Origin of the sequence: Agrobacterium sp. MCAB5, from assembly GCF_052114365.1 — a bacterium.
GTDB classification, from domain to species: Bacteria; Pseudomonadota; Alphaproteobacteria; order Rhizobiales; family Rhizobiaceae; genus Agrobacterium; species Agrobacterium tumefaciens.
The window spans coordinates 1-543 of record NZ_JBFREP010000178.1 but is presented as its reverse complement, the minus strand read 5'-3'; the positions used below and the strand labels follow the sequence as shown (position 1 = coordinate 543).

2 protein-coding genes are annotated in these 543 nt (G+C 57.5%); both read right to left on the bottom strand.

Annotated elements, in window-relative coordinates; all coding sequences use genetic code 11:
• Positions 1–177 (bottom strand): IS66 family insertion sequence element accessory protein TnpB (gene tnpB / locus AB4Z23_RS28080; RefSeq protein WP_441361257.1); only part of this gene is annotated, 177 nt, incomplete at its 3' end.
• 14 nt (positions 178–191) lie between these two features.
• The coding region (locus tag AB4Z23_RS28075) for a transposase (RefSeq protein WP_441361256.1) at positions 192–543 on the bottom strand (352 nt) is incomplete at its 5' end.

Sequence of the window (543 nt, the reverse complement as noted above, 5' to 3'; positions counted from 1 at the left end):
GATCATTCCTGATCCGTCCCAATAGAGGCACCGGAGACGATCACCACGTTTGGCGCGAAATACGAATATATCACCACAATAGGGGTCGGCCGCCAGAGCAGATGCCACCAATGCGACGAGGCCATTCATACCCTTCCGAAAATCGACGGGCTGTGTCGCGACCATGATCCGTGGCATTGATGAAAAGGCGATCAACGTCTTTCTCGCAGCGCGCAGATGACCGCACTTGCCAGAGATGGTGGAACCGATCCGTCAATGATGGCGCGCGCACCATCCAGAACGATCTCGATACGCCCAGCGGATCCTTGAGATTCGCCGCCCTTCAAGGTGCTGCCTTGGTCGACGACAACCGGGACGAAGCCAGTGCCTATAGAGCGAGGCCGCGATCCGGTGGTCGTCAATCCAGCACTCTTCCGCCAAATCCCCAGTAAACCCCGACTGACACCGAACGCCCTGGCAACCTCAGAAATGTTGGCGCCGACCTCGTTACTAGCGGAAAGGATCTCAATCTTCTCGACGTCCGACCACGTCCTGCGTTTACGG